This is a genomic window from Streptomyces venezuelae (assembly GCF_008642275.1).
GTDB lineage: Bacteria > Actinomycetota > Actinomycetes > Streptomycetales > Streptomycetaceae > Streptomyces > Streptomyces venezuelae_E.
The window spans coordinates 296845-319735 of record NZ_CP029189.1 but is presented as its reverse complement, the minus strand read 5'-3'; the positions used below and the strand labels follow the sequence as shown (position 1 = coordinate 319735).

Sequence of the window (22891 nt, the reverse complement as noted above, 5' to 3'; positions counted from 1 at the left end):
CACGGGCGGTGGCCTCGACGGGCAGCAGGGTAACCGGTGATCGCCCCCGGTCGCTGCCCCGTAGGCGGGTTACGGCCGGGTCGTGGCCCGCTCCAGCAGGTCCCGGAGTACGCGCTGCTCCTCCGGGGCGAGGCCGCCCAGTGGGGAGTCGACCGCGAGGAGCGCGAGGAGGCGTTCGCGCAGTGCGGTGCCCTCGCCGGTGAGGACGAGCTGCTTCGCGCGGCGGTCGGTGGGGTGCGGGTGACGCCCGATCAGGCTCTGCTTCTCCAGCTTGTCGACGACGAACGTGGTGTTGGAGGGCTCGCAGCTCATGCGTTCGGCGAGCTCGCGCATGGTCATCGGCCCGCTCATCTCCCGCAGCGCGGTCGCCTGGGACGCGGTCAGGCCCAGGGTGGCGGCGCGCTCCCGTACGTGCTCGGCGATGCGCTGGGCCAGCCCGTTCACCAGACCGCACAGCTGCCGCTCGGCGATGGCCTGCAGCTCCGGTGGCGTCGTCATGCCCCCACCCTAGCAAGTCCGTGAAGCCGAAATAATTACAGCTTGAATGATTCGAACTTGATGTTTATGGTGGCGTCGTCGCCGCAGCGAACCGCGGCGACCTGATGGCACATCACAGGAGAGAACCCATGGCCGACTTGACGGCGATCCAGGACGAACGACTGCGCCGACCGGCGGGAATCCGCTCGATACGGCTGGGTGACACCACGGTGTCGTACGTGCCCGACGGCGACGTGCGGCTCCGGCCGCTGGAGCTGCTCCGGGACAGCACCGACGAGGTGTGGGCCGCGCACCCCGAGTACCTGGACGCCGCCGGCCACCTGGTGGGAAGCGTCGGCGGGCTGCTCGTCGAGCACGGGGGCCGCGCCCTGCTGATCGACGCGGGCTTCGGCCCGCAGGAGCACGCGGCCCCGGACGGCCCGCTCGCCACGATCCGGGGCGGCGCGCTGGTCCGCAGTCTGGCCGAACTCGGCCGTCGGCCCGAGGACGTCGAGGCGGTGGCCTTCACCCACCTCCACGCCGACCATCTCGGCTGGGCCTGCCACCCCGCACCCGGCGGCGCGCGGCCGGTGTTCGCGCACGCCGAGTACCTGATCTCCGAGCCCGAATGGGAGCGGCGGGACCTCCTGGAGGCCCAGGGCATGGCCGGGCAGGTCGCGGCCCTGGCACCGCAGGTACGCACGATCACGGACGGTCAGGAGGTCTTCCCCGGGGTGCGCGTGCGGATCACCCCGGGCCACACCGTCGGACACGCCGAGTACGTCATCACCGGCGGCGGGCGCCGTCTGATCGCCTTCGGGGACGCCGTGCACTCGCCCCTCCAGATCGACCACCCGGAGTGGTCCTCGGGATTCGACCACGACGGCGCCCTCACCGCCGGTCACCGCCACCGCCTGGTCGCCGAGCTGGCGCAGCCCGGCACCATCGGCTTCGGCGTCCACTTCGCCGACGTGGTGTTCGGGCAGGTCCGGCAGGACGGCGACGGTCCGGCCTGGCGCCCCCTGGACGCGTGACCCGCGGGCCGGGCGGCGGCCGGACCCCGGGGCGGCGCCCTCCCGGGCGCCGGTTCAGGTCGAGAGCGGGTTCGATCCCGCCGGGACGGCCTCCTCGGGGGCGACCGGTCCGGGCGCGGTGCCGTCCCCGAACGGACGGCCGCCGAGTGCCGCCCGGCCGTGCCGATGCGGACACGGACGGTGACCGCGGACATGTCCGTCGGGGCCCGCCCACCCGCCGCCGCGCCCGCTGCGCGCCCGGCTCGGCGGTGTCAGAGTTCGGGGAGGAACGGCAGGTAGTCCGCGTGGGGGCCGGAGGGGATCACCGCGTAGCTGCTCTCGGGGAGCTCGTTCCACACACCGGGCAGGTCGCCGAGCGGCTCGGAGACCACGAGGCGGGTCTCGTCCGAGACCTCCTTGAGGTAGGGCAGCTCCGGATGCAGGTGGCGGACCGTCTCGGCCCTGCTGCTGTAGTACAGGGTCCTGGACTTCCCCTGGCTGGAGTAGCGGAAGGCCCAGACGCGCTCGCCGTCGCTCACCGCCACCGTCATCTGGAGCGGCTCGGGCACACCGTGCTCCTTGCCGAGGCGCTCCACCAGCCCGGCCATCCTGGCCACCGCACCCGGAGGGTCCTGGTCGAGGCCGAACGTGACCGCCAGGTAGAACATCACCTCGGAGTCCGTGGACCCCTCGATGCACGGGAAGAGCGCCGGATCGACGGCCATGCAGAGGTCACGCTGCAGGCGGTGGAAGTCCGCGATCGCGCCGTTGTGCATCCACAGCCAGCGGCCGTGGCGGAACGGGTGGCAGTTGGACTGCTGGATCGCCGAACCCGTCGAGGCGCGGACGTGCGCGAAGAACAGCGGCGAACGGACGTGCGCCGCGAGTTCCTGCAGGTTACGGCTGTTCCAGGCGGGGCCGACGTCGCGGAAGACCGCCGGTGTGCCGTCGCCGTCGGCGCTGTACCAGCCGATGCCGAAGCCGTCGCCGTTGGTCGGTTCCGCGCCCATCCGGGAGCGGAGGCTCTGGTTGATGAGAGAGTGCTCCGGGCGGTACAGCACGGTGTCGAGGAGCATGGGCGAACCCGAGTAGGCGAGCCACCGACACATGCGCACCATCCCCTTCGCGACCTGCTCCGAGCCTAACCCCACCGACGTCACGGTTCCCGCGGGACAGGCGGGCAGGGGGGGCAGGGGGCGGCGGGGCGGGTCAGGAGAAGAGCCAGCGCGTCTGGCTGTATCCGCCCTTGCCGAACCCGAAGGCCGTGCTCGGCCGCACCGCGAAGACCACCGCCTCGCCCGCGTCGGGACTCACGAAGACACCGTCGCCGATCTCGAAGTGCCACTCGGCGCCGTACTTCGCCTCCCACGCGGCGGCGAGCCGGCGCAGCCGCTCGGGATCCGTGACCCGGGCCGCCACACCCTCGACGACCAGGTCGAATCCCTCGTGGAGGGTGTTGGTGCCGGTGGTCAGGACGACGTGCGCGTTGCCCCGGAGGTTCCTGGCCTTGCGTTCCCCGGGCCCGGTGCAGAAGTGCAGCGCGCCGTCCGCCCAGACCCCGATCAGCGGGGTGACGTGGGGGCGCGCGTCGGGACGTACGGTCGTCAGCCAGTACAGCTCCGCCGCGGCCAGCCGGGTGACGGCCTCCCGCCAGGGCACGGCTCTCGCCCGCTCGTCGCTGTACCGTGCGTCCAACTCGGCGCGGGGTTCCTCGTCGGCCATGGGCTGTCCTCCTGGGGCTGCGGGCCTCCAGTGTGCACCGGGGCCTGCCGGGAGAGCCCCTGCGCGGGGCCGCGCGCGGTCCGCCATCCGGGAGCACACCGGGCCGGCCGCGCCGCGCCACGCGTACGCGTCGTCCCCACGGGGTTGCGCGGAGTCCCACGGAGTCCCACGGGGTCCCGCGGGGACGACGCCCCCGGCCGTCAGTGGCCGAAGTCGAACCAGTTGACGTTCACGAAGTCGGCGGGCTGGCCGCTGGTGAAGGTCAGGTAGACGTCGTGGGTGCCGGTGACCGCCGTGATGTTCGCCGGTACCGTGCGCCAGCTCTGCCAGCCGCCGGTGGACGCGACCGCGAAGCTGCCGACCGGAGCCGAGTCCGGACGGTCGAGCCGAACCTCGACCAGCCCGCTGACCCCGCCGGCCGCACCGCTCGCCACACGCCCGTGGAACTGCCGGGCGGCCGTGGAGCCGAAGTCGACGCCCCGGAAGAGCGCCCAGTCGCCGTTGCCGATCGCCGCGAGGTTCTGACCGCCGCCGCTGTCGGTGGTGGTCTCCTTCGCCGTGCCCGACTGGCCGTCGTAGGACTCGGCCTGGATCGCCGTGTACGCGTCGCGGTGCCCGGGCGGGGTGGTGGGCGGTGTCGTCGGGGGAGTGGTGGGCGGGGTGGTGCCCCCGGTCGAACGCAGGACCGTCACGTAGTCGACGACCATCGGGTGTCCGGGCTGGGTGCCCGCGTCGGGGCCGCCGCCGAAGGCGTCCGGGAAGCCGCCGCCCATGGCGACGTTCAGGATGATGTAGTAGCCGTGGTTCGTGGCGTTGGCCCAGGTGGTCGCGTCGACCTGGTCGGCGCGCACCGTGTGGAAGTTGAACTCGTCGACGTAGAAGCGCATCTCCTCGACGGCCTTGGACCGGTCCCATTCGACGGCGTACGTGTGGAAGCCGGCCTGGCACGTGGCGCCGGGGCAGGCGCGCTGACCGCCGATGCCGGAGGTCTCGTTGCAGGGGCCGCCCGGACTCGTGCCGCAATGCACGGTGGCCCACACGTTGTTGAGTCCCTGGACGTTCTCCAGGATGTCGATCTCGCCGATGCCCGGCCAGTTCCACCAGTTGCCCCGGTAGGGGGCGCCGAGCATCCAGAAGGCCGGCCAGTAGCCCTTGGCGGAGGGGCCGGTCACGTTCGGCATCTGGATCCGGGCCTCAGACCGGAGCTTGCCCCCCGCAGGGGGCTCGAAGTCGGCCCGCCGGGTCTCGACGCGTCCGGACGTCCAGTTGCCGGCGGCGTCCCGGCGCGGGGTGATGCGCAGATTGCCCGTCCCGTCGAGGGAGACGTTGGAGGGGTCGGCGGTCATCGTCTCGATCTCGCCGGTGCCGAAGTTGGCCGGCCCGCCGGGATAGGACGTGCCGGTGGTGTACTGCCAGTCGGCGGTGTTCACCCCGGACCCCGCGGGTCCGTCGAAGTCGTCGAGGAACACCCGGGACCAGCCGGCAGGTGCGGGCGGGGCCGCGGCGTTCGCGGGCAGGACCACGCCCGCGGCGGCTGCCGCGACCACGGCGATCGTGCTGAACGCGGCGAGGACGGCCCGTCGGACCGTCGGCCGTTTCCTGCCGGATATCTCGTGCATGAGTGCCCTCTCTGAAGCGCGCCGAGGCGCGGTGCGGGGGGAAGGGACAGCGGGTCGGGCAGCTTGAGAGCGCTCTCAAGCCGCGCCGCTGGACACTGTCCTCCGCGTTCTCACGGGCCGTCAAGAGATGTAACCGGCAAAGCATTTACGGGCACGGCGAGTTCAACTGGTGAACGCTCACCTGTTTCCGTCGACGGCACGGCCGCCGACCGGGGGCCCGTTCCGCCGACGGCCGGCGGCGGAACGGGCGTTCCCCCGTACGGACCAACGCGCCGTACGTCATCCCTGCGGACCCAGCACCTCCTCGGCACCGGGCAGGTCATGGACGGAGGCCGCCGTACCGGTCAGCGGCAGCAGACCGGCCAACGGGCACGGAACGGGCATCTCGTGGTCGACCTCCCACTGCCCGGTCTTGTTCCCGCCCGCATGGTCCATGGTGCAGACCGCGTACAGGTTGCCGGCGCAGCCCCGGCACAGCAGCGGCGGGTGCCCGGTCACCACGGCCGGTCCGGAGTGCCGCCCGCGGCACGCTCTTGTAGCCTCGGTCGCGACAGGATTCCAGGTGATCCCACCGGAATCCGCAGGCCGGTTCGCTCACGCGGAACACGTCCCGTCAGCGCGCCGAGCCACCCGTGTGCCGCCCGCGCCGGAGCCGAGCCGGTCCGCCCCTCGCGAAGCGACCGGGCGCACGCGCAGCCCCCGTGAGAGAGGCCGTGCCGATGTCGAAGGATGTCCCGATAGCGAGCCTGCTGCGTGTGGAGAGGGGCGTCGCCGCCCCTGAGGAACTGGCCGCGATCGCGGTCGTCGTCGCGTGTTACGCCCAGCGGACCTCCGGCGGCGGCGACGCGGCCGGAGGCGCCGGGCCCGGCCGCCGGCGCACCGCCGTACCGGCCACCGGCTGCTGGGCAGGTTGCTGGGCCTGCCGCTGAGCCGCTTCCGCCGGCCGCACGCACGGCCGGCGGAAGCGGGGACGAGGTCGTCACGCCCGGCGCAGCACCGTCGAGAGGACCTCGCGCAGCGTCGCCGGGGCGTCGGCCACCGAGCCTTCCGAGCGCCATGCCACGAACCCGTCCGGCCGTACGAGGACGGTGCCCCCGGCGCTCATCGCGTGCACCTCGGTCCAGTCGGAGCGCCCCTCCTGGACCAGGTCCGCATCCGGCCCGGAGCCGATGGTGTAGGCGTCCAGCCGCATCGAGAGCTGCCCGGCCACCTGCTCGGCCGCCGCCCGCCACGGCGTCCCCGTACCGCTGAGCAGCACGAACGAGCGCTCGTACAGGTCCAGGGTGGAGATCCGCTCACCCGACCGGGTCACCCACATGTGCGGGGCCCGGGTCCCGGTGTCGCCGACCAGGCGCAGGTTCTCCGGGATGACGGGCCGTCCGGGCTCGCCGCCGACGAGTGCGCCCTGCGGGTAGCAGTAGCCCATGGCGGTGGTGAGGACACCACTGCCCGGCCCGCCGCCCATGGTGGGCGGCGGCGCGTACCCCGGGTGGCTGTGTTCCGCCGAACGGGCCGACGCCCGTTCGCTGGTGGCGCGGGCCACCGGCAGCCGCTCGGCCTCGTAGGTGTCGAGCAGACCGATGCCGGCCGAACCGTCCAGTACCGCGGCGATCTTCCACGCCAGGTTGTGGGCGTCCTGGATACCCGTGTTCGAGCCGAACGCCCCCGTGGGGGACATCTCGTGGGCCGCGTCACCGGCCAGGAACACCCGTCCGGACGAATACCGCTGCGCCACCCGTTCGGCCGCGTGCCACGGGGCCTTGCCGCCGATGTGCACGTCCAGGTCGGGGACGCCGATCGCGTCGCGGATCTGATCCACGCACCGCTCGTCGGTGAAGTCCTCCAGGGTCTCGCCCTGCTCCGGGTGCCACGGGGCGTGGAAGACCCACTGCGTCTTGTTGTCCACCGGCAGCAGCGCCCCGTCCGCTCCGGGGCGCACCAGGTAGCAGACGATGAAGCGCAGGTCGCCCAGCACCTCGACGAGCTTCTCCGAGCGGAACGTGACGCTCACGTTGTGGAAGAGCTCGCCGTTACCCGTCTGGGCGATCCGCAGCTGTTCCCTGACGGGGCTGCGCGGCCCGTCCGCGGCGATCAGGAAGTCGGCGCGCACGGTGATGTGCTCGCCCGTCTCCCGGTCCTTCACCACGGCGTTCACCCCCGTGGCGTCCTGGTCGAAGCTCATCAGCTCGGTGGCGAACCGCACGTCGGCGCCCATGCCGCGGCTCTGCTCGGCCAGCACCGGCTCGATGTTGTTCTGGCTGCACAGACACCAGCCCGTCGGGCTGAACCGGGCCAGTGCCCCGGCCGGGTCGATCGACTTGACCAGCCAGTTGTGGTCGCCGTCGGTCAGCGACCGGGCCTGCAGAATGCCCTGGTTTCCCTCCAGTACGGACGCCGCCCGGCGGATCGCGCGCTCCGCCCCTGCCGTGCGGAACAGCTCCATCGTCCGGGCGTTGATGCCACGGCCCCGCGGGTGTGCGGAGGTGCCGGAGTGCTTCTCGACCAGCAGGTGCCTCACTCCGTGGCGGCTCAGGAAAAGCGAGGTGGACAGGCCCACGAGGGAGCCGCCCACGACGAGAACCGGTACGCGAACATCGGCGTTGTCTTCCATCAGCTGCGGGCTCCTGTTTTCTGTGTGGGGGAGTGGACTCTTTATGCCCCCGATCCGGGATGAGGCCCAGTTGATTCGCCGGTTGTCACCCGCTTGATCCGGACATGTAGCGGTACGTCCCCACCCGGACGACGATGAGCGACAGCGGCTCCCCCTGAGACGCGCCGGCCTGCCGTTCCCCTTGGAGGCGGCCGCCGGCCCGGGCGGACGCCACCGGTGACGGACGAGGGGTCCGTACGCGATGGATCTCCACCCCCTCATGAAGGAGTGAGTAGATGACAACCACCCTGTCCGAACGGGTGTCGCAGTCAGCCTTCGACGGCTCCATGCTCCGGGTCGTCCTGCTGATGGACCTCCACGAGGGGACCCAGCAGCAGTTCTTCGAGGCGTACGAACAGCTCCGCCACGACATCGCGTCGGTTCCGGGCCACATCAGCGACCAGCTGTGCCAGTCCTTCGAGAATCCCTCCCAATGGCTCATCACCAGCGAGTGGGAAAGCGCCCCGCAGTACCTCGCATGGGTCAACAGCGAGCACCACGCCGAACAGGTGAAGCCGCTCGGCGCGTGCGCCCGCGCCATGCGCCCGCTCAAGTTCACCGTCCTGCGCGAGACCGGCCGCGGCTACGGCCAGGGGGACCGCCCGGCCACGGCGCGCCTGCAGCAGACCCCCCGGCTGGGCGCCGGCATCGTGCGCCACGCCCTCACCTTCACGGTCAAGCCGGGCAGTGAGAAGGAGGTCGCGTCCATCCTCTCCAGCTACACCTCGCCGGAGGCCCGGGTCGACGACCACACCCGGCTCTGCCGGACCTCGCTGTTCATGCACGGCAACCGCGTCGTGCGCACGGTGGAGGTCCAGGGCGACCTGATGGCCGCCTTGCGCCACGTCTCCGAGCAGCCCGGAGTCCGGGCGGCGGAAGAGGCACTCAACCCGCACCTGGAGAAGGACCGGAACCTGAACGATCCGGAGTCCGCCCGCATGTTCTTCATGCGCGCCGCGCTCCCGGCGGTCCACCACATCGCCGCACCCGAGCCCGAGTCCGCCGACGTCCAGCGGCACGCGCTCTTCTACCCGGCCAAGCCCGGCTGCGGCGCCGCGCTCGCCAAGTTCCTCGCCCGGCAGGACGAGGAGGCCGCACGCAACCCCGGCAGCCCCGTTCGGAGCAGCAGCATCTTCCAGCGTGACGACATCGTCGTCCGGCTCGTCGACGTCCGCGGCTCCTTCGACGCCGAGCCCGACACCACCTTCGGTGTCTCGGGACCGCGCAAGGCGGCGGTGCTCGACCGGCTGACGGCCCGGGCCGGCAGGCGGGTCCGCACCGCCGGCCACACCATGAACCTGATCACGGACCGCCGGGCACCCGCGGATTCCTGATCCCGCCCCGGCCCCCGGCCCCCGGCCCCGGTCCCCGACCCAGGCCCCGGACCACACCGGCCCCCGTTCCACCCCGAACCCGACCCATCCGAACCCAGGCTCTCCCACACGCAGGAGGAACCCACCATGACCCAACAGCGCCCACGCATCGTGGACCTCAGCGAGACGCCCCCCAACCGCCGCCGCGGCGGAGACCTGAGGGCCGTGCTCACCCCGACCTCGGTGGGTTCCACCAGCGGTTTCATGGGCCTGGCGATCATGGCCCCCGGAGAGTCGATCGCAGAGCACTACCACCCGTACTCCGAGGAGTTCGTGTACGTGGTCAGCGGCCGGCTGGAGGTCGACCTCGACGGCGAGGCCCACCCGCTGCGCACCGACCAGGGACTCCTCGTGCCGCTGAACGTACGCCACCGCTTCCGGAACGTCGGCGACACCGAGGCCCGCATGGTCTTCCACCTCGGCCCGCTTGCCCCGCGCCCCGAGCTCGGCCACGTGGACACCGAGCAGGCCCCCCACCCGGAGAGCACCGCGTGGGAGCAGCCGCCGGACCGCACGGGAGCGGTCTCGTGACCCGCCGGCGGGTGGCGGTCACCGGAGTCGGGGTCGTCGCACCCGGCGGGATCGGCGTCCGCGACTTCTGGGACCTGCTCTCCAACGGCCGTACGGCGACACGCGGGATCAGCCTGTTCGACCCGGCCGGGTTCCGCTCCCGGATAGCCGCCGAGGTCGACTTCGACCCCGCCGCGCACGGCCTCGAACCCGGTGAGGCCGACCGGGCGGACCGCTACATCCAGTTCGCCCTGGTGGCCGCCCGGGAGGCGGTGAAGGACGCGGGCCTCGATCTCAGCACGGACGAGGCCTGGCGGACCGGAGTCTCCCTCGGCACGGCCGTCGGCGGCACCACCCGTCTGGAGCACGACTACGTCGCCGTGAGCCAGTCCGGCTCCTGGTGGGACGTGGACCACAAGCGGGCCGGCCCGTTCCTGCACCGGGCGTTCACCCCCGCCACCCTCGCCTCCGCCGTCGCGGAGCAGACCGGTGCGCGCGGCCCGGTCCAGACGGTCTCCACCGGCTGCACCTCGGGACTCGACGCCATCGGGTACGCCGTGCACTCCATCGCGGAGGGCCGGATGGACGTCTGCATCGCGGGCGCCTCCGACTCACCCATATCGCCGATCACCGTGGCCTGCTTCGACGCCATCAAGGCGACCTCGCCGAACAACGACGACCCGGCCCACGCCTCCCGGCCGTTCGACGCCGACCGGGACGGGTTCGTCCTCGGCGAGGGCGGGGCCGTCCTCGTACTCGAAGAGCTGGAACACGCCCGCGCCCGCGGTGCGACCGTCTACTGCGAGATCGGCGGCTACGCCACCTTCGGCAACGCCCACCACATGACCGGGCTGACCGCCGAGGGCCTGGAGATGGCCCGGGCCATCGAATCCGCCCTCGCCGAGGCCGGCGTCGCCGCCGACGAGATCGACTACGTCAACGCGCACGGCTCCGGCACCAAGCAGAACGACCGCCACGAGACGGCGGCCGTCAAGCGGGTCCTGGGCGACCACGCCTACAAGACGCCGATGACCTCCATCAAATCCATGGTGGGGCACTCCCTCGGCGCGATCGGCGCCATCGAACTCGCGGCCTGCGTACTCGCCATGACCCATCAGGTGGTACCGCCGACGGCGAACTACGAGACGCCCGACCCCGAGTGCGACCTGGACTACGTACCCCGTGTCGCCCGCGGCCGGAAACTGCGCAGTGTGCTCTCGGTGGGCAGCGGCTTCGGCGGGTTCCAGTCCGCCGTGGTCATGACCCGGCCGAAGGAGGAGGTCTCGTGACCAGCCGTACGGTCATCACGGGCATCGGAGTCGTCGCGCCCAACGGCGTGGGTGCCGACGCCTTCTGGAAGGCGACCCAGTCCGGTACCAGCGTGCTGGACCGGGTCACCCGGGCGGGCTGCGAGCACCTGCCGCTGCGGGTCGCGGGCGAGGTCCGGGGCTTCGACCCCGGCGCCATCGTCGAGGACCGCTTCCTCGTCCAGACCGACCGCTTCACCCACCACGCCCTCGCCGCGGCCGACCTCGCCCTGGAGGACGCCCGGCTCGGCCGGGCCGACTACGAGGACGACCCCTTCTCCGTGGGCGTCGTCACCGCCGCCGGATCCGGCGGCGGCGAGTTCGGCCAGCGAGAGCTCCAGCACCTCTGGGAGCAGGGGCCGCGCTTCGTGGGCCCGTACCAGTCGATCGCCTGGTTCTATGCAGCGAGCACCGGCCAGATCTCCATCCGGCGCGGGCTCAAGGGCCCTTGCGGGGTCGTGGCCAGCGACGAGGCGGGCGGACTGGACGCCTTCGCGCACGCCGTCCGCGGCATCCGCCAGGGCAGCCGGGCCATGCTGGTCGGGGCGACGGAGGCGCCGCTGGCGCCGTACTCCATCGTCTGCCAGCTGGAGTACGAGGGGCTGAGCACGGGGGAGGACCCCGAGCGCGCCTACCGGCCGTTCACCGACAAGGCCTGCGGCTTCGTCCCCGCCGAGGGCGGCGCGATGTTCGTCGTCGAGGACGAGGCCGCGGCCCGCCGTCGTGGCGCCACGGTACGGGCCGTCCTGGCCGGCCACGCCGCGACCTTCACCGGCACCCGCCAACGGGACACGGCCGGCGAGGGGCTGGCCCACGCCATCCGCGGCGCCCTCCGGGAAGCCGGCTGCGCGCCCGAGGAGATCGACGTGGTCTTCGCCGACGCCATCGGGACCCCGGAGGCCGACGCGGCCGAGGCGGCCGCCATCGCCGACGCCCTCGGTGCGTACGGGCGGAAGGTGCCGGTCACGGCCCCCAAGTCCGGTACCGGAAGGGCGTACTGCGCCGCTCCCGCCCTGGACACCGCGGCCGCGGCCCTGGCCCTGGAGCACGGCATCGTCCCGCCGACCCCGAACGTCTACGACGTGTGCCACGACCTCGACGTGGTGACCGGCAGCGCGCGGGCCGCGGAGCTGCGCACCGCACTGGTGCTCAGCCGCGGCCGGATGGGGTCGAACTCCGCGCTCGTGGTCCGCAAGGGCTCGTAGCGCACCGCTCACTGCTCACCGCTCACTGCTCACAGGAGGAAGGGAGAACAGAGATGTCCGACCGGCTGACCCTGGAGGAACTGGCGGCCCTCATGAAGAAGGCCGGTATCAGCGTCGATCCCACCGAGCTGGCGAGCCGACCGCACTGCGCCTTCGACGAGTACGGCCTCGATTCACTGGGCCTGCTCGGGATCGTCGGCGAACTGGAGAACCGGCGGAGGCGGGCCCTGCCCACCCACGCCGACCGCTGCAAGACCCCCGGGGAATTCCTCGACCTCGTCAACCACAGTCTGATGACCGGAGCCTGACATGGCAGGACACACCGAGAACGAGATCACCGTCAACGCACCCGTGGACGTCGTATGGGAGATGACCAACGATCTCCCCAGCTGGCCCCAGCTGTTCAGCGAGTACGCCTCCCTCGAGATCATCGAGGAGAAGGGCGACACCACCCGCTTCCGCCTGACCATGCACCCCGACGAGAACGGCAAGGTGTGGAGCTGGGTCTCGGAGCGGACCGTCGACCGCAAGGGCCTCACGGTCCGCGCCCGGCGGGTGGAGACCGGCCCGTTCGCACACATGGACATCCACTGGCAGTACTTCAAGGTGCCCGGCGGCACCCGGATGAAGTGGACCCAGGACTTCGCGATGAAGCCGGACGCCCCCGTCGACGACGCGTGGATGACCGACAACATCAACCGCAACTCCCCGATCCAGATGGCACTGATCCGGGACAAGATCGAGAAGCGCCAGCGCGAGGGCCGCGAACCGGCCGTCAGCCGGGTCTGAGACGAAAGGCAGGCACCCGGATGAAGCAGACGCACCGCGCTCTCATCGTCGCCCGGATGGCACCGGGTTCGGCGCCCGACATCGCCGACCTCTTCGCGGGCTCGGACGCGGGTGAACTCCCGCACCTGGTAGGGGTCTCGCGCCGGAGCCTCTTCCAGTTCGGCGACGTCTACCTGCACCTGATCGAGTCGGACCGGCCGCCCGGCCCGGCCATCGCGAAGGTCACCGAGCACCCGGAGTTCAAGGATCTCAGCGACCGGCTGACCGCCTACATCAGTCCGCACGACCCGGACACCTGGCGCAGTCCGAAGGACGCCATGGCCCACGAGTTCTACCGCTGGGAGAACCCCGGCGCGAAGTGACCCGCGGCCCGGACGGGACCCGCACACCGAAGTGTGCGGGTCCCGCCGCGTCGTGGCCGGCCACGACGCCGAACCCCCGCCTCGCCTCGCCGATCGCAGCAGAGAGCAGGAGAAGACGGCATGAACCCGACCGACAGCGACCACTTCCCGACCGATCCGGCCCGTCCGCACGACGGCGCCGCGGTTCGCGGATCCCTGCACGTGCTCGTCCTGTCCGGGTCCTCCCGGAGCGGGTCGGTCAACGTCCGCCTCGGCTCGCTGGTCGCGGGGCTGGTGACCCGGGCCGGCGCCACCGCGGATGCCGTCACCCTCGGCGACTTCCCGATGCCGCCCTACGACGGGGACGTCGAGGCAGGCGAGGGACTGCCCGAAGGGGCTCGCGCGCTGTGCGCGCGGATCGAGGCGGCACAGGCGCTGATCATCGCCTCGCCCGAGTACAACGCCTCGGTCCCCGGCGTGCTCAAGAACGCCATCGACTGGGTCTCCCGCTACCGCCCGCAGCCCTTCAAGGACAAGCAGACCCTGCTGGTCTCGGCCTCGCCCTCGATGGTCGGCGGCAACCGCGGGCTCTGGGCCCTGCGCGTGCCGCTGGAACACCTCGGCGCCCGCGTCTACCCGGACATGTTCAGCCTGGCGGGCGCGCACCAGGCGTTCACCGAGGACGGAGCCCTCACCGACGCGGGCCTCGGCGAGCGCCTCACCCGTACGATCGGCTCCTTCCTCGACCTCGTCGAGGCGGACACCCGCTACCTGTGCCTGCAGCGGCGCTGGTACGAGTTCCTCGGCGACCGCACCGACGCCCCTGTGACCTCGCGCGCCCAGGACTGATCATCATCGGCCACAGGGGGTGAGCTATGTTGGAGCGCGAGTGACATGAGTTAGGGAGGCCCTCGAGTGTCATCGGGGCAGCAGGCACGCGCACAAGCGGCTGCGATCACACCAGGGGGACAGTCGTCCGAAGAGGTCCGTCCTCCGGCCGACCGGCTCCTCGCGCTCTTCGACGGACGCCGCCTGTCACCGGGCCAGCGCCGCATCGCCCAGTACCTGATCGACCACCTCACCGAGGCCGCGTTCCTCTCGATCACCGAACTCGCCGAGCGGGTGGGCGTGAGCCAGCCCTCCGTGACCCGCTTCGCCGCCTCACTCGGCTTCAGCGGTTACCCCGCCCTGCGGGACGTGCTGCAGCCCATCGCGCTCAGCGCCATCGCCGGTGCCCCTGACACACGGGCGCAGATCCGCCGCAACGAGCTGCAGGAAGCGGTCGACGCCGAGATCGAGAACCTGGAGAACGTGCGCCGGCTGCTCGCCGACACCGACCAGGTCCTGGACATCGGCCGTGAGCTCGCCGCCTCGGTGCCGCTGACCATCCTCGGCCTGCGCATCTCGGTCTCGCTCGCGGAGTACTTCGCGTACGCGGCCCGGCGCATCCACCCCGACGTACGCCTGGTGACCCGCGGCGGCAGCGTCGCCTTCGACGCGCTGCTGCAGTCCCGGGCGGCCGGCGGGACCTGGGTGCTGGCCTTCGCCATGCCGCGGCACGCCAAGGAGACCCTGGCCGCCATCCGCGCCGCCCGCAGTACGGGGCTGCGGGTGGTCCTGATCACGGACCCCACGCTGGGGCCGCTGGTGGACGAGGCGGACGTGGCCCTGACGGCGGGAACGGGATCCCGGCTGGTCTTCGACTCCTACGCGGCGCCCGGAATGCTCTCCGCGGCCCTGCTGCAGGCGATGGCCGACGCCGACCCGGAACGGACCCAGGCACGTCTGGAGAGCTACGAGCACGTGGCCGACCAGCACGGCTTCTTCCTCTAGGGGCGTCAGGGCACCAGGGCATCAGGGGCGTCGCGGCGGTCGGGCCGGATCGGCACGCCGCCGTAGCCTCTGGGGACGGGCTCCACCAGGCGATATTCAGCCTCCGACGTGCATGAAATTTTTCATACTCTTGCTTACTCGACGGTATATATGTTTACTGACGACGGCGCTCCGGATCCACCAGATGCCAGGGAGGACCCCCATGTCCTCCTGAACGTACGCGCGGAACGACGAACCTCCTCAGGTCGCGACCGCGTGGCGGGTCCAGGCTTTCGGATCCCCGCAGAGCGCCCATGGCGGCCTCGGTCAACCCCTGGGCCGAGGCCGCCCCCCAGATACGTCTCGATCAGAGTTCGACACCACTCGGAAGTGACGAGAATGCCTCAGACGGCCACGTTTACCCTCAGCCCTGACTGGCCCATGCAGGTCAAGGCACCCGGGACGCACGACTGGGAGCGTACGGCCACCCGCTGGCTGCGGGATCTGCTCCCGGCCCGCTACGGCGGCTACCTGACGCTCACCCGCCACCACGCGCTCCTGGCCCGGCACGTCCAGCTCCAGCTGCAGCACGAGATGCGCGCGGTGCGGGCGGCCCTGCAGACCAGCCGCGCCGAGCTCCCCACCATGGGCATCGCCGAGTCGGTCATCGAGAACTCGATCAGGATGTACGCCGTCGAGCTGGAGCAGCTGGGCCGGCTCGCCCGCGGCGCACGCCTCGTGTCCGACGCGCTGCTCGTCGGCACCCCCGCCCAGCGCCGGCGCTGACCGCGCGGTCCTACGCCGGGTGCGTCGGCTGCGCCGGCTCCCAGGAGCGGAGCCGGGCGGCCACGTCGAAGACGCTGGCCCGCAGCATGCGGATGTCGGTGATCAGGTCGCGCCACTGCGCGTAGGTGGCGTCCACCGCCTTGCCGGAGGCCTCGATGTACGCGACGGCGACCCCGTAGGCGAAATACTCGTTGGAGTCGGGGAGCGGCCGCAGCAGCACGATCGCGTCGAGCAGGGCCGCCGCCCGCCAGTAGGCGTCGGGGGTGTCCACTTCCAGGCTGGGCGTGTTCACCCGGTGCCGGGCCACGGCGGCGACCAGGGCGGAGTGGTCGGCCACCGCCACGTCCTTGAACAGGGCCTCCTGCCGCTCCAGCAGCCAGCGGTGATCGATGTGCAGTTCCACGCCTTCGAGTATCCCCGCCCGGAGCCCGGCCGTGGGGCTTTTCCGGCCGGGCGGGGATGTGCGCGGGACTACGGCTTGGGCAGCACGCAGCCGGGGCGGTTCAGGTCGATCTTGTTCCCGGGAGCGATGCAGGGGACGACGATGTACGTCTGCTGCGCGTAGTTGATGCCCCGGCGGACCGTCACGTTGCCGTTCTGGTCCACCTCGCAGGGGTTGTTCACCGTGCAGCGGGCGCCGTCCTCGTTGCCGGTGTTGTTGACGGCGACGACCTTGCCGGTCGCCGTGTCGACCACGGGTGACCCGGAGGTGCCGCCGATCGTGTTGCAGGCGGAGGTGTAGCGGACCGAGTCCTTCCAGGTCCAGTCGCCCTCCTTGAGGCGGTACGCGAAGCCGTCCACGTTGCAGCCGTAGATCCGCTTCCAGTACCCGGAGACCACCTTGATCGCCGAGCCCTGGGCCGGTCGGGCGCCGTCGAGGGTCAGCGCGGTGATGCCGTACTGGCTCTGGATCTGGGCGTAGGTCCGGGTCAGCTGGTAGATCGAGATGTCGGTGTCGGTCATCGTCGCGTACGCGATCTTGCTCGCGCGGAGCGTGCCGACCTTCGACCCGGCCGAGTTGAGCAGGGAGAACGAGCGGCTGGACGGGCGGTCCTTGACGACCTCGCCGGCCGCCGGGAAGCCCGACTCCAGGCAGTGCCCGTTGGACAGGACCAGCGCGAGGTCGTCCGGCGCGGAGCCGGGCGCGCGGACGACGGACCCGGAGCAGTTGCTGAGGGCCACGGTGCCCGCGAAGTCGACCGCGAGGGCGGCCGCTTCGGGTGTGGTGGGCGCGGGGGCGGCGGCTGTGGTCGGTGGTGCGGCAGCGGTGGGTGCGGTGGGCGCGGCCACGGCCGGGGTGACCGCCGCTCCCAGCAGCAGCAGGGAGAGTAAGGCGCCGGTGAGAGGCTTGTTCATGTGGGGGTTCCCCTCTGATGACAATGCGACCGAAGATCCTCCGGTTGTCATGTGCATTGTTGGGACCTCGTCTTCAAGTCGCAAGACCGCATGGCGAGTTGAAGAGGGTGCCGGGGGAGGGGTTCAGGGCCGCGCCGATCGCCCGGATAACGGACCGCGCACAGGTGTTCCGCACCGGTGGCCTCGCCTCCTACGGTCGGTGCAGCACAGTTCCGGACCTGGAGGCAACGTGAAGCGCGAGATCGACATCGACCAGCTGGTGACGGCGATGAAGGCGGTCGACGAGGCGGGGCGGCTCTTCGAGGAGGCGCGCGCCGTGTACGAGGCGCGCGGCCTCAAGAGGATCAGCGACGACTTCAAGGTGGCGGGCGGCTCGGTCCAGACCCTGCAGGGAGCCGAGGAGATGGCCCTCGGGGCCCGTAAGTACCTCGCCGAACTCGCGCTGATCGCCGGCTACGCGGCTGCCGGCCTCGACGAGCGCGCGGGCGAGAGACCGCAGACCGCCCGGGCCGGCTTCCCCGGTATCTCGGGCGGCGGTGCCCGCATGGGCCGCCCGCTGCTCGATCCGACGCTGGAGGGACTGCGGCTGCTGCTGGCCGTCGACTTCTTCGAGCCCGCCTTCAAGGCCGAGATCGAGGAGGTCGTACGGGCCGATAAGGCCACCTACCCCGACCCCTCCACGTTCCGCATCCCGACGCGCGCCGACCGCGCCGCCCCGGCCGGCCGCACCCCCTGAGGTGCCGGTCCGGGCCTGCGGGGCGAGGCTGGGGGTATGCATCATGCACCCGTCGTCGTGCACCGGATCCTTCCGTCGGGGGGCCGGCTGGTGACCCTGCGGACCCCGAACGGAGAGGAGTCCCTGGGGCTGGCCCGCTCCGACGAGGACGTCATCGAGTTCCTGCGCCGGGCCGGCATGCCGGACCCCGACGACGTGGTCCTCGGCGGCAGCGGGCTGCTGGACTGGCAGGGAGACACCCCCCACGCGTACGAGGCCGACCCGCCGACCGGCGACCTCCCCTGAGGGCGCTGCCCCGTCGCCCCGCGAGGCCGGGCCGCCGGGCCGGTGCCGTCGGCGCACTCGTGTCGGTGGGCCCTGGCAGGATGCGCCGTATGACCCTTGCCACCGCGGCCGACTACGGCTGGATACGTTCCTCGTCCTTCTTCGCGTACGGGTTGGAGGCCGGATACACGCTGACCCTGGTGCGGGGACTCCCCCCGGCCGAACTGTTCGCGGTCGCGGGAGCCGCGCCACGACGGACGTGTGCGGGGCTCGGCGAGCTGATCGACGCGCACATGGAGGTCCTCGACGGGTACGAGAACTGGCCCGAGTCCTTCCTCGCGGGTGCGTTCACGGTGCCCGGTGAGGGCGGTGACTGGACCCTCGTCGTGGAGTTCGGCGGTGATCTGGGCACACGGCCGTCCCTCATGGAGGCCCTGTCCGCCGGGACCCGGGCCGTCTCCCACACGAGCAACGGGGGGAAGCCCATGGACTTCTTCCACTGGTACGAGGACGGGGAGTTGCGGGTCACCTTCGAGTGGCCGGCGGACCGGACCGGCAGCACCCCCGACGACCTGAACCCGCTGATGAGGGAGGTCGGGCTGAACCCGACGGGTGACGAGGACCCCGATGTCGACGGGAAGGCGGCGGTCCTCGCCCTCACCGAGCGCCTCACGGGCGTGCGGGTCACCGGGGAACTGCTCGCGGGTGCCGAGTACCGGACGGGCGAGGTGCCGGAGGAACCCGTCTCCGGCTGAGGAGCCGCGCACCGACAACGCGGACGGACGGGGTGACGGCCGCGGCGCCCCTCCCGCCGTACGGCGCATCGCGGCCGCACACGGGAGCAGTGGTCAGCCGTGGTGCGCGGCCTCCAGAACGGCCAGATCCTCCTCCGACAGGTGCAGGGACCCCGCGGCCACGTTCGCCTCCAGGTGACCGGGGTCGCCCGTGCCGGGAATGGCCAGTACGTGCGGTCCCCGCCGGAGCGTCCACGCCAGCCGCACCTGCGCCGGGCTCGCGCCGTGCGCCCGGGCGACGGCGCGCACCTCTTCGTGCTCGGCTCCGCCCGCGCCCGCCTGCCGGCCGGTCCCGGCGATGGAGTAGAAGGGGACGAAGGCGATGCCCTGTTCACCGCAGGCGCGCACGAACCCGTCGTGCTCGGGCCGCACCCCGATCCCGTACATGTTCTGCACGCAGACCACCGGTGCGATGGCCCGGGCCTCGGCGAGGTGCTCGGGGGTGACGTTGGAGACGCCGAGGTGGCGGATGAGGCCCGCGTCGCGCAGCTCGGCCAGGGCGCCGAAGCGCTCGGCGATGGAACCGTTCCCGACGATGCGCAGGTTCACCACGTCGAGGTGGTCGCGGCCGAGCTGGCGCAGGTTCTCCTCGACCTGGCCGCGCAGCAGCTGCGGGGTGGCGTGTTCGAGCCAGGCTCCGGACGGGTCCCGGCCCGGTCCGACCTTGGTGGTGATCACGAGGTCCTCGGGGTAGGGGGCCAGCGCCGCACTGATCAGTTCGTTGGCGGAGCGCAGGGGCGAGAAGTAGAACGCGGCGGTGTCGATGTGGTTCACCCCGAGCTCGACCGCCCGGCGCAGCACTGCGATCGCCTGGCCGCGGTCCCGGGGTGCGGCGCCGGGCGCGAACGCCTCGCCGGTCTGGGGCAGGCGCATCGCGCCGAATCCGAGGCGGTTGATCAACAGGTCGCCGAGTTTCCAGGTGCCCGCGGCGTCCGCGGTCGTCGTCTGTGAGGTCATGGCCGGATGATCCCCACCCGGTAGGCTGCCAGGCCATTGATTAGGACATGACTGAATCCGCGGAGGCGGGAGGGGAGTAGCCGTGCGGGCGGAACTGGCGTTCTCCGTGAGCGATCTCGCGCAGATGCGGTTCGCGGTCTCGCCGATGTGGGAGGTCGGACCCAGCTACCGGCTGCTGGCCTCGGGGGCCGCGTCCCCCGTGCACCGGCCCTGGGTCGAGCAGGTGAGGCCACGGCTGGCGGCCACCGGCCTCGACCGGGGCTGGCTGGCCGAACTGGTCCCGCCTTCGGGGTACGTACCCGACTTCCTCAATCCGGCGCCCACCGGGCCGGCTCCTTCCCTGGCGGAGGAACTGGCCATGATCCAGGCCACATCCGCCGCCCGGGTCCGCCAGGACCTCGACCGGCTGCGGTCGGAACAGGGGCGCCTCGGCCCGCGCACCCGGACCCTGTACGCGGACCCGGTGCCCCGCCTGGCCCGGGTCGCGGAGGAGATCGGGACCTACTGGGAGCTGGCCCTGGCGCCCTACTGGGCACGGATCCGTGCGGTGCTCGACGCCGACGTCTTCCACCGGGCCCGGCAGGCCGCCGAACAGGGCGCCGTGCGCCTCTTCAACGACCTCCATCCCTCGGTGAGCTGGGGCGACGATGCGCTTCGGCTGTCCCGCAGGCACCGGCCCCTGTCCCGCGGGACGGCGGGCGCCGGACTCCTGCTGATCCCCTCGGTCTTCACCGGACCGGTCCCCTTCACCCGGGTGACACCCCCGGAGCCGCCGCAACTCGCCTATCCGGCACGGGGCACCGGCTCCCTGTGGGAACCCCGGCCCGCCGGCCGGACCGGGGCCCTGGCCGCCGTACTCGGCCGCTCCCGCACCCGGCTGCTGGCCGAACTGGAGACCCCGGCCTCCACCACCGAACTGGCCCGACGCACGGGGCTCTCGGCCGCCGGAGTGTCCCAGTACCTGACCGCCCTGCGCGCGGCGGGCCTGGTCAGCGCCCATCGGGCCGGCCGCTCCGTGCTCTACGCCCGCACCGCCGCCGCCGAGGCCCTCCTCGACGCGGCAGGTGCGGGCGCGGGTGCGGAACGGGGAGCCGGCGGGGTCACGCGGTCCCGTCCTTGAGGGGTCGGCCGAACTGCTCGTCCAGGACGGACAGCCGCCTCCAGTACTCGTCCTCGTCGATCTCCCCGGCGGCGAAACGCCGCCCGAGGATCGCGATCGGCGACCGCTCACCGTACGGGGCGGCTCGGCGACGCCCGCGCAGGACGGTACGGCGCAGCACGGTGACGACACCGACGACGGCCGCCGCCCAGAGCAGCGGAAGGAACAGGATCCACGGGCCGGGTCCGTCGTAGGCGAGTGTGGTGAAAGTTTCCATGTCGATTCGTCTCCTCGGAAGTACGGACGTTCGCTCTCACCCCGAGACTCCTCCGAAAGCCCCCTCCGGTCGTCGTACGGCCGGCTGCACCCCGGGTACTTCCACGGGAGTACCCGTGATACGGCCCCGGCTCAGCCCCCTCCGCGAGTCGGTACGCGTGGGTCAGGAGAGGGCGTTGTGCACATTTCACGCAATCCCCCGTTCCCCGTACGCCGCCACGCACGCTCGGTAGCGTCTGGATCACAAGCCGTCCGGTGCCGGCAGGACCGAGCGCCGGGCGGGGTCCGCAGTAGGCAAGGGAGCGAATACCGATGGCGAACGTTGAGGTCTCTTTGAAGGAGACGATGACGTCGATCGAGGGTGCGATGGGAGCTGCGTTGGTCGACTACACCAGCGGCATGGCGCTGGGGACCCTCGGCGGTGGCAAGGATCTCGACCTCACGGTCGCCGCCGCGGGCAACACGGACGTGATCCGGGCGAAGGTCCGCACGATGGAGATGCTGGGCCTGAAGGACGAGATCGAGGACGTCCTGATCACCCTCGGCGGTCAGTACCACCTGATCCGGCTGCTCAAGGGCCGGGGACACGGCGGCCTGTTCCTGTACGTCGTGCTCGACAAGACCCAGTCCAACCTGGCCATGGCCCGTCACCAGCTCAAGCGGATCGAGGCCGCCCTGGAGCTCTGAACCGGGCAATCTCGCGCCCACGCATGCCCATGAGTTGAAGAATTCTTCAATCCGGCACATCTGAAACAGGTAATCCCCGGGCGTGCGTGGGCCCGTCCGTACGAATGTATGGGTGGTCGGCCGACTGGAAGCCCGCGCCCCCAGCAAGGTTTGAAGCAACAGCAGGAGCACTCATGGGAATGCAGGTACCCCTCTACCAGGCGAAGGCCGAGTTCTTCCGCATGCTCGGACACCCCGTCCGCATCCGCGTCCTGGAACTCCTGCAGAACGGCCCCGTACCCGTACGCGACCTCCTGGCCGCGATCGACGTCGAGGCATCGAACCTCTCCCAGCAGCTGGCGGTCCTGCGCCGCTCCGGGATCGTCGTTTCCATCCGCGACGGAGCGACCGTCAGCTACGCCCTCGCCGGCGGTGACGTCGCCGACCTCCTGCGCGCGGCGCGCCGCATCCTGACCGAGCTGCTGACGGGGCAGAGCGAACTCCTGGCCGAACTGAAGCAGCTGGGACCACAGCCGGAGCGCACGGACAAGGTCGTCGGCCGCTGACCCCCGGCCGGACCGCAGGGAGTACGGACACGATCTGTCCGCAGACGTGTTCCTCCCTGCGCACGCCGGTGACGGCGGTCCGGCTCAACGTGCCGGGTCGCGCCAGGGGCCTTCAGGTGCCAGGGCGGCGAGAACGGACAGCAGGGACGGCGGCTCGACCCGGTCCGGCAATGCGTTCAGCCCGGACCACGGGACCCAGGCGTGCCCCTGGAAGGCGGCCCGTTCCCCGGGGAGGAGTCCGGCGCGAGTCAACGTCGGCCGCTCCTCGGCGAAACGGGCCACGAAGAAGTCCTCCGACCCGGCATACCGCTTCCCGTTCCACCGGATGTCACGTGCGACCGGCACGGACCGGTCCCGGACCCCGGTGGGGTCCAGTCCGGTTTCCTCCGACAGCTCCCGGCGGGCCGCCATCAGCGGAGTCTCTCCCGGTTCGACGCCGCCCCCGGGCGGCTCCCAGAGCATCGCGCCGTCGAACGGGTCACGCCAGTGGAGCAGGAGCAGGCGCTGGGCGGCATCGAGGCAGATCACCCGTACTGCGGGCCGGTGCGTGGCGTTCACCGTCGCGACCCTACT

At 71.8% G+C, this 22891-nt stretch carries 29 protein-coding genes; 18 read left to right on the top strand and 11 right to left on the bottom strand.

The genetic code is table 11. From position 1 onward, the window contains the following. Positions 1 to 69: 69 nt before the first annotated feature. The gene (locus DEJ51_RS01375; RefSeq protein WP_150255533.1) at positions 70 to 498 is read right to left on the bottom strand and encodes a MarR family winged helix-turn-helix transcriptional regulator; all 429 of its coding nucleotides are present in this window, start codon (positions 496 to 498) and stop codon (positions 70 to 72) included. A 128-nt stretch (positions 499 to 626) separates the two neighbouring features. Here DEJ51_RS01375 and DEJ51_RS01370 point away from each other — a divergent pair, with 128 nt between their 5' ends. Continuing rightward, a complete protein-coding gene (locus tag DEJ51_RS01370; RefSeq protein ID WP_190620120.1) occupies positions 627 to 1511 on the top strand; it encodes an MBL fold metallo-hydrolase in 885 nt (294 codons plus the stop codon). Between the two features lie 251 nt (positions 1512 to 1762). On the opposite strand, the gene DEJ51_RS01360 is transcribed toward DEJ51_RS01370, so the two are convergent. The 4 genes from DEJ51_RS01360 to DEJ51_RS01345 form a co-directional block, all read right to left on the bottom strand. Beyond that, positions 1763 to 2599, bottom strand: a complete 837-nt coding sequence (locus tag DEJ51_RS01360) for a class II glutamine amidotransferase (protein WP_033225849.1) — start codon at positions 2597 to 2599, stop codon at positions 1763 to 1765. Positions 2600 to 2699: 100 nt separating this feature from the next. After that, positions 2700 to 3212 carry a pyridoxamine 5'-phosphate oxidase family protein gene (locus DEJ51_RS01355; RefSeq protein WP_150255531.1) on the bottom strand — a complete coding sequence of 171 codons (513 nt, stop codon included), beginning with the start codon at positions 3210 to 3212 and terminating at the stop codon, positions 2700 to 2702. Positions 3213 to 3412: 200 nt separating this feature from the next. Then, positions 3413 to 4831 carry a glycoside hydrolase family 16 protein gene (locus tag DEJ51_RS01350; protein WP_150255529.1) on the bottom strand — a complete coding sequence of 473 codons (1419 nt, stop codon included), beginning with the start codon at positions 4829 to 4831 and terminating at the stop codon, positions 3413 to 3415. 279 nt (positions 4832 to 5110) lie between these two features. Beyond that, positions 5111 to 5329: a hypothetical protein gene (locus tag DEJ51_RS01345; protein WP_150255527.1), complete on the bottom strand. Its 219-nt coding sequence runs from the start codon at positions 5327 to 5329 to the stop codon at positions 5111 to 5113. A gap of 221 nt (positions 5330 to 5550) precedes the next feature. On the opposite strand from DEJ51_RS01345, the gene DEJ51_RS01340 reads away from it, so the two are divergent. Continuing rightward, the gene (locus DEJ51_RS01340; protein WP_150255525.1) at positions 5551 to 5760 is read left to right on the top strand and encodes an acyl-CoA carboxylase epsilon subunit; all 210 of its coding nucleotides are present in this window, start codon (positions 5551 to 5553) and stop codon (positions 5758 to 5760) included. 50 nt (positions 5761 to 5810) lie between these two features. Here the strand turns inward: DEJ51_RS01340 and DEJ51_RS01335 are convergent, their stop codons facing one another. Then, positions 5811 to 7442, bottom strand: a complete 1632-nt coding sequence (locus DEJ51_RS01335; protein WP_150255523.1) for an FAD-dependent oxidoreductase — start codon at positions 7440 to 7442, stop codon at positions 5811 to 5813. A gap of 275 nt (positions 7443 to 7717) precedes the next feature. On the opposite strand from DEJ51_RS01335, the gene DEJ51_RS01330 reads away from it, so the two are divergent. From DEJ51_RS01330 to DEJ51_RS01285, 10 genes are all read left to right on the top strand, one after another. After that, entirely contained in the window at positions 7718 to 8815 is a 1098-nt protein-coding gene (locus tag DEJ51_RS01330) for a SchA/CurD-like domain-containing protein (protein ID WP_150255522.1), read from the top strand. 126 nt (positions 8816 to 8941) lie between these two features. Continuing rightward, positions 8942 to 9385 (top strand): cupin domain-containing protein, encoded by a 444-nt coding sequence (locus DEJ51_RS01325; RefSeq protein WP_150255520.1) that lies wholly within the window; start codon positions 8942 to 8944, stop codon positions 9383 to 9385. Next, a complete protein-coding gene (locus DEJ51_RS01320; RefSeq protein WP_150255519.1) occupies positions 9382 to 10653 on the top strand; it encodes a beta-ketoacyl-[acyl-carrier-protein] synthase family protein in 1272 nt (423 codons plus the stop codon). Before DEJ51_RS01325 ends, DEJ51_RS01320 begins: the two co-directional genes overlap by 4 nt. After that, complete coding sequence (locus DEJ51_RS01315; RefSeq protein WP_150255517.1) at positions 10650 to 11876, top strand: beta-ketoacyl synthase N-terminal-like domain-containing protein; 1227 nt, start codon at positions 10650 to 10652, stop codon at positions 11874 to 11876. Before DEJ51_RS01320 ends, DEJ51_RS01315 begins: the two co-directional genes overlap by 4 nt. A gap of 53 nt (positions 11877 to 11929) precedes the next feature. Then, complete coding sequence (locus DEJ51_RS01310; RefSeq protein ID WP_150255515.1) at positions 11930 to 12184, top strand: acyl carrier protein; 255 nt, start codon at positions 11930 to 11932, stop codon at positions 12182 to 12184. A gap of 1 nt (position 12185) precedes the next feature. Beyond that, entirely contained in the window at positions 12186 to 12665 is a 480-nt protein-coding gene (locus tag DEJ51_RS01305; RefSeq protein WP_150255514.1) for an SRPBCC family protein, read from the top strand. A 20-nt stretch (positions 12666 to 12685) separates the two neighbouring features. Continuing rightward, positions 12686 to 13027 (top strand): TcmI family type II polyketide cyclase, encoded by a 342-nt coding sequence (locus DEJ51_RS01300; RefSeq protein WP_150255512.1) that lies wholly within the window; start codon positions 12686 to 12688, stop codon positions 13025 to 13027. A gap of 195 nt (positions 13028 to 13222) precedes the next feature. Further along, positions 13223 to 13855, top strand: a complete 633-nt coding sequence (locus DEJ51_RS01295; protein ID WP_150261621.1) for an NADPH-dependent FMN reductase — start codon at positions 13223 to 13225, stop codon at positions 13853 to 13855. A gap of 66 nt (positions 13856 to 13921) precedes the next feature. Further along, positions 13922 to 14839, top strand: a complete 918-nt coding sequence (locus DEJ51_RS01290) for a MurR/RpiR family transcriptional regulator (protein WP_150255510.1) — start codon at positions 13922 to 13924, stop codon at positions 14837 to 14839. Positions 14840 to 15217: 378 nt separating this feature from the next. Beyond that, positions 15218 to 15604: a hypothetical protein gene (locus DEJ51_RS01285; RefSeq protein WP_030725700.1), complete on the top strand. Its 387-nt coding sequence runs from the start codon at positions 15218 to 15220 to the stop codon at positions 15602 to 15604. Between the two features lie 10 nt (positions 15605 to 15614). On the opposite strand, the gene DEJ51_RS01280 is transcribed toward DEJ51_RS01285, so the two are convergent. Then, positions 15615 to 16007: a toxin Doc gene (locus tag DEJ51_RS01280; protein ID WP_150255508.1), complete on the bottom strand. Its 393-nt coding sequence runs from the start codon at positions 16005 to 16007 to the stop codon at positions 15615 to 15617. A gap of 68 nt (positions 16008 to 16075) precedes the next feature. Beyond that, positions 16076 to 16960, bottom strand: coding sequence for a serine protease (locus DEJ51_RS01275; protein ID WP_150255506.1), 885 nt, complete (start codon positions 16958 to 16960; stop codon positions 16076 to 16078). A gap of 229 nt (positions 16961 to 17189) precedes the next feature. Here DEJ51_RS01275 and DEJ51_RS01270 point away from each other — a divergent pair, with 229 nt between their 5' ends. The 3 genes from DEJ51_RS01270 (at position 17190) to DEJ51_RS01260 (ending at position 18715) form a co-directional block, all read left to right on the top strand. Further along, positions 17190 to 17696: a hypothetical protein gene (locus DEJ51_RS01270; RefSeq protein WP_150255504.1), complete on the top strand. Its 507-nt coding sequence runs from the start codon at positions 17190 to 17192 to the stop codon at positions 17694 to 17696. A 36-nt stretch (positions 17697 to 17732) separates the two neighbouring features. Next, on the top strand, positions 17733 to 17981 hold the full coding sequence (locus DEJ51_RS01265) for a hypothetical protein (protein ID WP_150255503.1): 249 nt from the start codon (positions 17733 to 17735) through the stop codon (positions 17979 to 17981). 89 nt (positions 17982 to 18070) lie between these two features. After that, positions 18071 to 18715 carry a DUF6461 domain-containing protein gene (locus DEJ51_RS01260; protein ID WP_150255501.1) on the top strand — a complete coding sequence of 215 codons (645 nt, stop codon included), beginning with the start codon at positions 18071 to 18073 and terminating at the stop codon, positions 18713 to 18715. A 93-nt stretch (positions 18716 to 18808) separates the two neighbouring features. Here DEJ51_RS01260 and DEJ51_RS01255 read toward each other — a convergent pair whose 3' ends face one another. Continuing rightward, positions 18809 to 19711 carry an oxidoreductase gene (locus DEJ51_RS01255; RefSeq protein ID WP_150255500.1) on the bottom strand — a complete coding sequence of 301 codons (903 nt, stop codon included), beginning with the start codon at positions 19709 to 19711 and terminating at the stop codon, positions 18809 to 18811. An 82-nt stretch (positions 19712 to 19793) separates the two neighbouring features. On the opposite strand from DEJ51_RS01255, the gene DEJ51_RS01250 reads away from it, so the two are divergent. Then, positions 19794 to 20831 (top strand): ArsR/SmtB family transcription factor, encoded by a 1038-nt coding sequence (locus tag DEJ51_RS01250; RefSeq protein ID WP_223835613.1) that lies wholly within the window; start codon positions 19794 to 19796, stop codon positions 20829 to 20831. On the opposite strand, the gene DEJ51_RS01245 is transcribed toward DEJ51_RS01250, so the two are convergent. Then, complete coding sequence (locus DEJ51_RS01245) at positions 20812 to 21087, bottom strand: SHOCT domain-containing protein (RefSeq protein WP_150255498.1); 276 nt, start codon at positions 21085 to 21087, stop codon at positions 20812 to 20814. The two genes, DEJ51_RS01250 and DEJ51_RS01245, sit on opposite strands and share 20 nt — an antisense overlap. Before the next feature lie 311 nt (positions 21088 to 21398). Between DEJ51_RS01245 and DEJ51_RS01240 the strand changes: the two genes are divergently transcribed. Then, positions 21399 to 21773, top strand: a complete 375-nt coding sequence (locus DEJ51_RS01240) for a hypothetical protein (protein WP_150255496.1) — start codon at positions 21399 to 21401, stop codon at positions 21771 to 21773. 179 nt (positions 21774 to 21952) lie between these two features. Further along, complete coding sequence (locus DEJ51_RS01235; RefSeq protein WP_150261619.1) at positions 21953 to 22318, top strand: ArsR/SmtB family transcription factor; 366 nt, start codon at positions 21953 to 21955, stop codon at positions 22316 to 22318. 84 nt (positions 22319 to 22402) lie between these two features. On the opposite strand, the gene DEJ51_RS01230 is transcribed toward DEJ51_RS01235, so the two are convergent. Continuing rightward, positions 22403 to 22876: an NUDIX domain-containing protein gene (locus DEJ51_RS01230; RefSeq protein WP_223835612.1), complete on the bottom strand. Its 474-nt coding sequence runs from the start codon at positions 22874 to 22876 to the stop codon at positions 22403 to 22405. Positions 22877 to 22891 lie beyond the last annotated feature (15 nt).

Excerpts from the sequence above, each read along its gene's own strand:
- DEJ51_RS01340 (WP_150255525.1), top strand. The coding sequence starts at position 5,551 with ATGTCGAAGGATGTCCCGATAGCGAGCCTGCTGCGTGTGGAGAGGGGC.
- DEJ51_RS01255 (WP_150255500.1), bottom strand. The coding sequence starts at position 19,711 with ATGACCTCACAGACGACGACCGCGGACGCCGCGGGCACCTGGAAACTC.
- DEJ51_RS01235 (WP_150261619.1), top strand. The coding sequence starts at position 21,953 with ATGCAGGTACCCCTCTACCAGGCGAAGGCCGAGTTCTTCCGCATGCTC.
- DEJ51_RS01335 (WP_150255523.1), bottom strand. The coding sequence starts at position 7,442 with ATGGAAGACAACGCCGATGTTCGCGTACCGGTTCTCGTCGTGGGCGGC.
- DEJ51_RS01285 (WP_030725700.1), top strand. The coding sequence starts at position 15,218 with ATGCCTCAGACGGCCACGTTTACCCTCAGCCCTGACTGGCCCATGCAG.
- DEJ51_RS01350 (WP_150255529.1), bottom strand. The coding sequence starts at position 4,831 with ATGCACGAGATATCCGGCAGGAAACGGCCGACGGTCCGACGGGCCGTC.
- DEJ51_RS01275 (WP_150255506.1), bottom strand. The coding sequence starts at position 16,960 with ATGAACAAGCCTCTCACCGGCGCCTTACTCTCCCTGCTGCTGCTGGGA.
- DEJ51_RS01370 (WP_190620120.1), top strand. The coding sequence starts at position 627 with ATGGCCGACTTGACGGCGATCCAGGACGAACGACTGCGCCGACCGGCG.
- DEJ51_RS01265 (WP_150255503.1), top strand. The coding sequence starts at position 17,733 with ATGCATCATGCACCCGTCGTCGTGCACCGGATCCTTCCGTCGGGGGGC.
- DEJ51_RS01245 (WP_150255498.1), bottom strand. The coding sequence starts at position 21,087 with ATGGAAACTTTCACCACACTCGCCTACGACGGACCCGGCCCGTGGATC.
- DEJ51_RS01260 (WP_150255501.1), top strand. The coding sequence starts at position 18,071 with ATGACCCTTGCCACCGCGGCCGACTACGGCTGGATACGTTCCTCGTCC.
- DEJ51_RS01355 (WP_150255531.1), bottom strand. The coding sequence starts at position 3,212 with ATGGCCGACGAGGAACCCCGCGCCGAGTTGGACGCACGGTACAGCGAC.
- DEJ51_RS01325 (WP_150255520.1), top strand. The coding sequence starts at position 8,942 with ATGACCCAACAGCGCCCACGCATCGTGGACCTCAGCGAGACGCCCCCC.
- DEJ51_RS01360 (WP_033225849.1), bottom strand. The coding sequence starts at position 2,599 with ATGTGTCGGTGGCTCGCCTACTCGGGTTCGCCCATGCTCCTCGACACC.
- DEJ51_RS01305 (WP_150255514.1), top strand. The coding sequence starts at position 12,186 with ATGGCAGGACACACCGAGAACGAGATCACCGTCAACGCACCCGTGGAC.
- DEJ51_RS01310 (WP_150255515.1), top strand. The coding sequence starts at position 11,930 with ATGTCCGACCGGCTGACCCTGGAGGAACTGGCGGCCCTCATGAAGAAG.
- DEJ51_RS01375 (WP_150255533.1), bottom strand. The coding sequence starts at position 498 with ATGACGACGCCACCGGAGCTGCAGGCCATCGCCGAGCGGCAGCTGTGC.
- DEJ51_RS01240 (WP_150255496.1), top strand. The coding sequence starts at position 21,399 with ATGGCGAACGTTGAGGTCTCTTTGAAGGAGACGATGACGTCGATCGAG.
- DEJ51_RS01300 (WP_150255512.1), top strand. The coding sequence starts at position 12,686 with ATGAAGCAGACGCACCGCGCTCTCATCGTCGCCCGGATGGCACCGGGT.
- DEJ51_RS01330 (WP_150255522.1), top strand. The coding sequence starts at position 7,718 with ATGACAACCACCCTGTCCGAACGGGTGTCGCAGTCAGCCTTCGACGGC.